Genomic DNA, 350 nt, shown 5'->3' on the forward strand with positions numbered 1-350 from the left:
ACGGCAATTTCTATTTCGACGAATATTTCTGGGTCGGTGGATTTCAGCAGCTCAACAAGGTTGCATCGGGCATGGCGATGCACAAGCAGTGGAGAAAGACGTATTTCTCTACGCCATCGAGTATCGCGCACGGCGCCTATACGTTCTGGACAGGCGAGCACGCCAACAAGGGCCGCTCGAAAGACAAGCATGTGCATTTCGACGTAACGCACAAGGCACTCGCCGGCGGCCGGCTTTGCGAGGATCGCCAGTGGCGCCAGATCGTCACCGTCGAGGATGCCGTCGCCGGCGGTTGCGACCTGTTCGATATCGACGAGCTGCGGCTTGAATACAGTCCAGAGGAATACGCC

General features: G+C 57.4%; 1 protein-coding gene. It reads left to right on the plus strand.

The annotated features are described in order from the left end of the window. A partial coding sequence (locus SB679_RS23420; protein ID WP_410704676.1) for a terminase large subunit domain-containing protein occupies positions 1–350 on the plus strand: 350 nt, incomplete at both ends.

Origin of the sequence: Chryseobacterium sp. SIMBA_029, from assembly GCF_046535275.1 — a bacterium.
In the GTDB taxonomy this organism is placed as follows: domain Bacteria; phylum Bacteroidota; class Bacteroidia; order Flavobacteriales; family Weeksellaceae; genus Chryseobacterium.